General features: G+C 71.7%; 6 protein-coding genes and 1 pseudogene. 1 reads left to right on the top strand and 6 read right to left on the bottom strand.

Annotated features, from left to right (window positions below; genetic code table 11):
• From ACFTZL_RS37970 to pgsA, 6 genes and pseudogenes are all read right to left on the bottom strand, one after another.
• A pseudogene (locus ACFTZL_RS37970) lies at positions 1–85 on the bottom strand (pyridoxal 5'-phosphate synthase glutaminase subunit PdxT); the annotation flags it as partial.
• 13 nt (positions 86–98) lie between these two features.
• Positions 99–1,004 (bottom strand): pyridoxal 5'-phosphate synthase lyase subunit PdxS, encoded by a 906-nt coding sequence (gene pdxS / locus ACFTZL_RS37975; protein WP_215122607.1) that lies wholly within the window; start codon positions 1,002–1,004, stop codon positions 99–101.
• Between the two features lie 131 nt (positions 1,005–1,135).
• Entirely contained in the window at positions 1,136–1,681 is a 546-nt protein-coding gene (locus ACFTZL_RS37980; protein WP_382592897.1) for a hypothetical protein, read from the bottom strand.
• A 98-nt stretch (positions 1,682–1,779) separates the two neighbouring features.
• On the bottom strand, positions 1,780–2,943 hold the full coding sequence (locus ACFTZL_RS37985; protein ID WP_382592900.1) for a glycosyltransferase family 4 protein: 1,164 nt from the start codon (positions 2,941–2,943) through the stop codon (positions 1,780–1,782).
• A complete protein-coding gene (locus tag ACFTZL_RS37990) occupies positions 2,940–3,848 on the bottom strand; it encodes a phosphatidylinositol mannoside acyltransferase (RefSeq protein ID WP_382592903.1) in 909 nt (302 codons plus the stop codon). Before ACFTZL_RS37990 ends, ACFTZL_RS37985 begins: the two co-directional genes overlap by 4 nt.
• A complete protein-coding gene (gene pgsA / locus ACFTZL_RS37995; protein WP_382592906.1) occupies positions 3,845–4,537 on the bottom strand; it encodes a phosphatidylinositol phosphate synthase in 693 nt (230 codons plus the stop codon). The genes ACFTZL_RS37990 and pgsA overlap by 4 nt, the downstream gene beginning before the upstream one ends.
• 272 nt (positions 4,538–4,809) lie before the next feature.
• On the opposite strand from pgsA, the gene ACFTZL_RS38000 reads away from it, so the two are divergent.
• Positions 4,810–6,975, top strand: a 2,166-nt coding sequence (locus ACFTZL_RS38000) for an elongation factor G-like protein EF-G2 (protein WP_382592909.1), incomplete at its 3' end; no start/stop codon positions are given.

Consider the following 6,975-nt stretch of genomic DNA (forward strand, 5'->3'; position numbering starts at 1 on the left):
CGGCGTCGGCCGTGGCCAGGGCGACGAGGTGCTCCCGTACGTCGCCCTGGAGGGCCAGGACGCCTATGACGGGGGTGTCGCTCATGGGTTCCTGTGCCTTACCAGCCGCGGTTGGCGTAGCGCTCGGTCTCGGGGAGGGTGTCGCAGTTGATGCCGACCATGGCCTCGCCGAGGTTGCGGGACGCGTCGGCGACGATCTTCGGGTCGTCGTAGAAGGTGGTGGCCTTCACGATGGCGGCGGCGCGCTTGGCCGGGTCGCCGGACTTGAAGATGCCGGAGCCGACGAAGACGCCCTCGGCGCCGAGCTGGCGCATCAGGGCCGCGTCGGCCGGGGTGGCGACGCCGCCGGCGGAGAACAGCACGACCGGGAGCTTGCCCAGCTCGGAGACCTCCTTGACCAGCTCGTACGGGGCGCGCAGGTCCTTGGCGGCGGCGTACAGCTCGTTGTTGTCGTAGCCGCGCAGGCGGGCGATCTCGTTCTTGATCTGGCGCAGGTGGCGGACGGCCTCGACGACGTTGCCGGTGCCGGCCTCGCCCTTGGAGCGGATCATCGCGGCACCCTCGGCGATGCGGCGCAGGGCCTCGCCCAGGTTGGTGGCACCACACACGAAGGGGGTGGTGAAGGCGAACTTGTCGCTGTGGTTGACCTCGTCGGCCGGGGTGAGGACCTCGGACTCGTCGATGTAGTCGACGCCGAGGGACTGCAGGACCTGGGCCTCGACGAAGTGGCCGATGCGGGACTTGGCCATGACCGGGATGGAGACGGCCTCGATGATGCCCTCGATCATGTCCGGGTCGGACATGCGGGCCACGCCGCCGTCCTTGCGGATGTCGGCCGGGACCCGCTCCAGGGCCATGACGGCGACGGCGCCCGCGTCCTCGGCGATCTTCGCCTGCTCCGGCGTGACGACGTCCATGATGACGCCGCCCTTGAGCTGCTCGGCCATGCCGCGCTTCACACGGGCGGTGCCGGTCTCGGGAGCCTGGTTTTCGGAGATGGACACGGGTGACCTCGCTGCTGGGAAAGAGGGGTTTTGTGCAGCACCGAGGAAACGTGAGGGGACCAGGCCACAGCAAGGGCCAATGGGAAGCCGGTGGATCGTTTTCGCCCTGAGGCGGCGGGGATGTCCCGCCTTCAGGAGCCCCCGCGGTCCGCCAGCGCGGCCGGTGGTTCGTCGTCCATCTCGAAGGCCATCGGGAACGGCGCGTGGCCCGCCAGGCGGAACCAGCGGACCTTTCGGTGCCGGCGCAGGGCGCGAGCGGCGCGTACGGCGTCGTTGTGGAAGCGGCGGGCCATGGGGACGCGCCGCACCGCCTGCACGAGCTCGGTCGCGGCCTCTTCTCCCCCGGGCGCCTCCCGCACCGCCTCCAGTTGCTGGGCCTCCTCGAACACGGCCCGCAGCGCCTGGCTCAGCTCGCTCTCGGCGACCTCCCGCTGTTCCTCCTCGGCCTGCCGGGCGGCGTGGGCGGCCTCGTAGAGCACGATCGAGGCGGCCGGATCCAGGACCCCCGACGTGGCCAGTTCCTGCGCCACCGAGGCCCGGCGCAGCAACTGCGCGTCCAGGGCGGCCCGGGCGGCGTCGATCCGGGCGTGGAGGCGGTCGAGCCGGCCGGCGGTCCAGCTCAGATACAGCCCGATCGCGACCAGGGCGACGGCGATCCAGATGAGAGTGGTGGTCACGGGCGGCAAGGCTAGCGGGCCGACCGGCCTCCCGGTTCACCCCGCCCCGGCCGAGCCGCCCTTCGGCTCGGCCCGGCAGGAATCTGTCCGGTCCGGCCTCAGTCCCGGGCGAACCCCAGCCTGGCCCGCAGCCCCGTCACCCGGTCGTCCTCGGCCACCGCCGCCGCGCCCGCCGTCACCGTCTCGTAGACGGACAGGATGTCCGCGCCGACGGTCGACCAGTCGAAGCGCCGTACATGGGCGCTGCCCCTCTCTCGCAGCTCCGCGAGCCGCTCCGGGTCCTCCAGCAGCCGGACGGCCGCGTCGGCCAGGGCCTCGGCGTCCTCGTTCGGGAACAGCTCGCCGGCCGCTCCCCGGTCCAGGACCTGCGCGAAGGCGTCCAGGTCGGAGGCGAGGACGGGGGCGCCGGCGGACATGGCCTCGACCAGGATGATGCCGAAGCTCTCGCCGCCGGTGTTGGGCGCGACGTACAGGTCGACGCTGCGCAGGAAGCGCGCCTTGTCCTCGTCGCTGACCATGCCGAGGAACTCCACGCGGGAGCGCAGCTCGGCCGGGAGTTTCTCCACCGCCTCCACCTCGTCGCCCCGCCCGGCGACCAGCAGCCGGGCCTGCGGGCGGGCGGCGAGGATCTTCGGCAGGGCCTTCATGAGCACCGGCAGTCCCTTGCGGGGCTCGTCGATGCGCCCGATGAAGCCGATCGTGTCGCCCTGCCACTCGGCCTTGGGCTCGGCCTCGGCGAAGAAGTCGACGTCGACGCCGTTCGGGATCACCACGGCGTCCCCGCCGAGGTGCTCCACCAGCGTGCGCCGGGCGTACTCGCTCACCGCGATCCGCGCGCTGATCTTCTCCAGGGCGGCCTGGAGGATGGAGTACGCGGCGATCATGGCCCGGGAGCGCGGGTTGGACGTGTGGAACGTGGCGACGATCGGGCCCTGCGCCGCCCAGCAGGTCAGCAGGCCCAGCGAGGGCGAGGTCGGCTCGTGGATGTGGATCACGTCGAACGCGCCGTCGTGCAGCCACCGGCGCACCCGGGCCGCCGAGAGGAAGCCGAAGTTCAGCCGGGCCACCGAGCCGTTGTACGGCACCGGCACCGCGCGCCCGGCCGAGACGACGTACGGCGGCAGCGGGGTGTCGTCGTCCGCCGGGGCGAGGACGGACACCTCGTGGCCGAGGCGGATGAAGTATTCGGCCAGATCACGGATGTGGAACTGGACGCCGCCCGGTACGTCCCAGGAGTACGGGCAGACGATGCCGATCCTCACGTGGATCCCTTCGCTGGATCGAGGTCCGCGAGCCACAAGCGCTGCAGCATGTGCCAGTCCTCCGGATGGTCGGCGATCCCCGTGGCGAAGGCGTCGGCCAGCGCCTGTGTCATCACAGACGTCTTCTCGGCGCGCGTGCCTGACTCGGGCACCTCGACCGGTGGGTGGACGCGGCCCCGCATCACGGGCGAGTCGTCGTACCAGAGCGTGACGGGGAGCAGCAGCGCGCCGGTCTGCTGGGCGAGCAGGGCGGGTCCGGCCGGCATCCGGGCGGTGTCGCCGAAGAAGTCGACCTCGACGCCGGAGGCGGACAGGTCGCGGTCGGCGACCAGGCAGACCAGGCCGCCGTCGCGCAGCCGCCGGGCCAGGGTGCCGAAGGCGGTGCCGCCGCTGTGCGGCAGGACCTCCATGCCGAGGCTCTCGCGGTAGGCGACGAACCGGTCGTACAGCGTCTCCGGCTTCAGGCGCTCGGCCACCGTCGTGAACGGGATGCCCAGCTCGGTGGTGACCCAGGCGCCGGCGAGGTCCCAGTTGCCCAGGTGCGGCAGGGCGAGTATGACGCCCTTGCCGGATGCCATGCCCTCGGTGACGTAGTGGATGTCCTTGACGGCGAAACCGCCCTTGATCCGCTCCTTGCTCCACGCGGGGAGCCGGAAAGACTCCATCCAGTAGCGCAGGTAGGAGCGCATCCCCGCGCGGGACAGCTCGGCCAGCCGCTCGGGGCCGGCGTCGGGGACCACGCGCGCGTAGTTGCTCTCCAGGCGCTGTACGCCCTTGCCGCGCTGTTTCCAGGCGAGGTCGGCGATGGCGCGCCCGAGCCGTACGGCGACCGGCTCGGGGAGCTTCCTGACGGTGCTCCAGCCGAGGCCGTACAGCGTGTCCGTCAGCCGGTCCTGTGCGCTCACGTGGCCGCCTCGCTCCCGTGAGAGGCGTTGTGCTGCTTGCCCTCATTGTCCTGCGCGGCGGCCTCGGCCTCGGCGGACTCCCGGCGGACCGTGACGACCCGCTGGATCAGCGTGACGAGGCTGCCCACGGCGACGATCCACAGGGCGACGGGCAGCAGGTACTGGATGCCGGGCACACCGAACGCGTGCAGGCCCGCGAGCCCGGCCGCGACCAGCGAGATCACCAGCCGCTCGGCCCGCTCGACGAGCCCGTTGACGGCGACCGGCAGACCGATCGACTCACCGCGGGCCTTGGTGTACGACACGACCTGGCCGCTGGCCAGGCAGAAGATCGAGACGGCGCACAGGACGAGGTCGTCGCCGCCCCCGGCGTACCAGAGGATGAAGCCGGCGAAGATCGCGCCGTCGGCGACCCGGTCGAGCGTGGAGTCCAGGAAGGCGCCCCAGCGGCTGGAGCGGCCGAGCTGGCGGGCCATGTTTCCGTCGACGAGGTCGGAGAACACGAAGAGTGTGATCACGACCGTGCCCCAGAAGAACTCGCCCATGGGGTAGAAGACCAGCGCGCCCGCGACCACACCGGCGGTGCCGATGAGCGTGACGGCGTCGGGGCTGACGCCCAGCCGGATGAGAAACGCGGCGAACGGTGTGAGGACACGCGTGAAGAATGCACGCGCGTACTTGTTCAGCATGGCCTTCCCGAGGGTCGGTGTCGCCGCATGGCCCTGCTGGCCACCGGCTGGCCCATCGTAGCCACGCGTGCGCGTGGGCGAGGGGCGGGCACCCGGACCCCTCCGGTGGATCCGGGGAGGCGCTGGTGGGCGGCGCGATCGCGTCCTTCGTATGGACGCACCGTGACGGGAGTGGAAAGCTCGAATAACCGCGGGCGTCGCCGGAGCCGCCATGCACGCGGAACCGCGTGTCCGCGCCCACAGTGACCTCACCGTGCACGGGAGGCAGGATCATGGGCGACAAAGGACAGACACACCCTGGGGCCGCCGGCAGGGCACAAGCGGCCGACCACCCTCAGTCCGTACGGAATGTGGTGCTGGTCGGCCACTCCGGATCGGGCAAGACCACCTTGGTGGAAGCCCTCGCACTCACAGCGGGGGCGGTGAACCGGGCGGGCCGTGTGGAGGACGGCGGCACCGTCTCCGACTACGACGAGATCGAGCACCGGCAGCAGCGCTCGGTGCAGCTCTCCCTGGTGCCCGTGGAATGGGACGGCATCAAGGTCAATGTTCTCGACACCCCCGGATACGCCGACTTCGTCGGTGAACTCAGGGCCGGTCTGCGAGCGGCGGACGCGGCCCTTTTCATTGTCTCGGCCTCGGACGGCGTGGACGGCTCGACCCGCATGGTGTGGGAGGAATGCGCGGCCGTGGGCATGCCCCGGGCCATCGTCGTCACGCATCTCGAGGCGGCGCGGGCCGACTTCGAGGACATGACGCGGATCTGCGCGGAGGCCTTCGGCGCGGACGACCCCGACGCGGTCCTGCCGCTCTACCTGCCGCTGCACGGCCCGCGGGCGCCCGACGGGCACGCGCCCGTGACCGGCCTGATCGGGCTGCTGTCCCAGAAGTTGTTCGACTACTCGACCGGCGAGCGCAAGGAGTCGGAGCCGGGCGAGGACGAGCTGCCGCTGATCGAGGAGGCCCGCAACCGGCTGATCGAGGGGATCATCGCGGAGAGCGAGGACGAGACCCTCATGGACCGCTATCTCGGCGGGGAACAGGTCGACGTCGGGACGCTGATCGAGGACCTGGAGCGGGCCGTCGCGCGCGGGGTCTTCTTCCCCGTCCTGGCCGCCGCACCCGCGTCCGACGGCGCCCGGCAGGGGCTCGGCACGGTGGAGGTGCTGGAGCTGATCACACGCGGCTTCCCGACGCCGCTGGAGCACGAGACGGTGCGGGTGACCACGATCGACGGCAAGCCGCGCCGGCTCAGGCCCTGCGACCCGGACGCGCCGCTGGTCGCGGAGATCGTGAAGACCTCCTCCGACCCGTACGTCGGCCGGCTGTCGCTGATCCGCCTGTTCTCCGGCACCCTGCGCGCCGACCAGACGGTCCACGTCTCCGGGCACGGACTGGCCGACCGCGGGCACGAGGACCACGACGTCGACGAGCGGATCGGCGCCCTGTCCACGCCGTTCGGCAAGCAGCAGCGCCCGGTGTCGCACGTCATCGCGGGCGATCTGGCGTGCGTGGCCAAGCTGAGCCGCGCCGAGACCGGTGACACCTTGTCCGCCAAGGAAGATCCGCTGCTCATGGAGCCGTGGCAGATGCCCGACCCGCTGCTGCCGCTGGCCATCCAGGCGCACAGCAAGCCGGACGAGGACAAGCTCTCGCAGGGCCTGGCCCGGCTGGTGGCCGAGGATCCGACGATGCGGCTCGAACAGAACCAGGACACCCACCAAGTGGTCCTGTGGTGCCTGGGCGAGGCGCACGCCGACGTGGCCCTGGAGCGGCTGCGCAGCCGGTACGGCGTCCAGGTCGACGTCGTACCGCACAAGGTGTCCCTGCGCGAGACCTTCGCGATCAAGTCGGGCGGACGCGGCCGGCACGTCAAGCAGTCCGGCGGGCACGGGCAGTTCGCCATCTGCGAGATCGAGGTCGAGCCGCTGCCGGGCGGCTCCGGCATCGAGTTCGTGGACAAGGTCGTCGGCGGCGCGGTGCCACGCCAGTTCATCCCGTCGGTGGAGAAGGGAGTACGGGCCCAGGCCGCCAAGGGCGTCGCCGCCGGGCATCCGCTCATCGACGTACGCGTGACCCTCCTGGACGGCAAGGCGCACTCGGTGGACTCCTCCGACGCCGCGTTCCAGACGGCCGGCGCGCTCGCGCTGCGGGAGGCGGCGTCCGACGCGCGGATCCATCTGCTGGAGCCGGTGGCCGAGGTGTCGGTGCTGGTCGGCGACGACTTCGTGGGCGCCGTGATGAGCGATCTGTCAGGGCGGCGCGGCCGGGTGCTCGGCACCGAGCAGACGCCCGGCGGGCGCACGGTGATCCGGGCCGAGGTGCCCGAGATCGAGATCGGCCGGTACTCGGTCGACCTGCGGTCGCTGTCGCACGGCACGGCGCGGTTCAGCCGCCGGTACGCGCGGCACGAGCCGATGCCGCCACAGGTCGCGGAA

This window comes from Streptomyces sp. NPDC056948 (assembly GCF_042674225.1).
Classification (GTDB): Bacteria; Actinomycetota; Actinomycetes; order Streptomycetales; family Streptomycetaceae; genus Streptomyces; species Streptomyces purpurascens.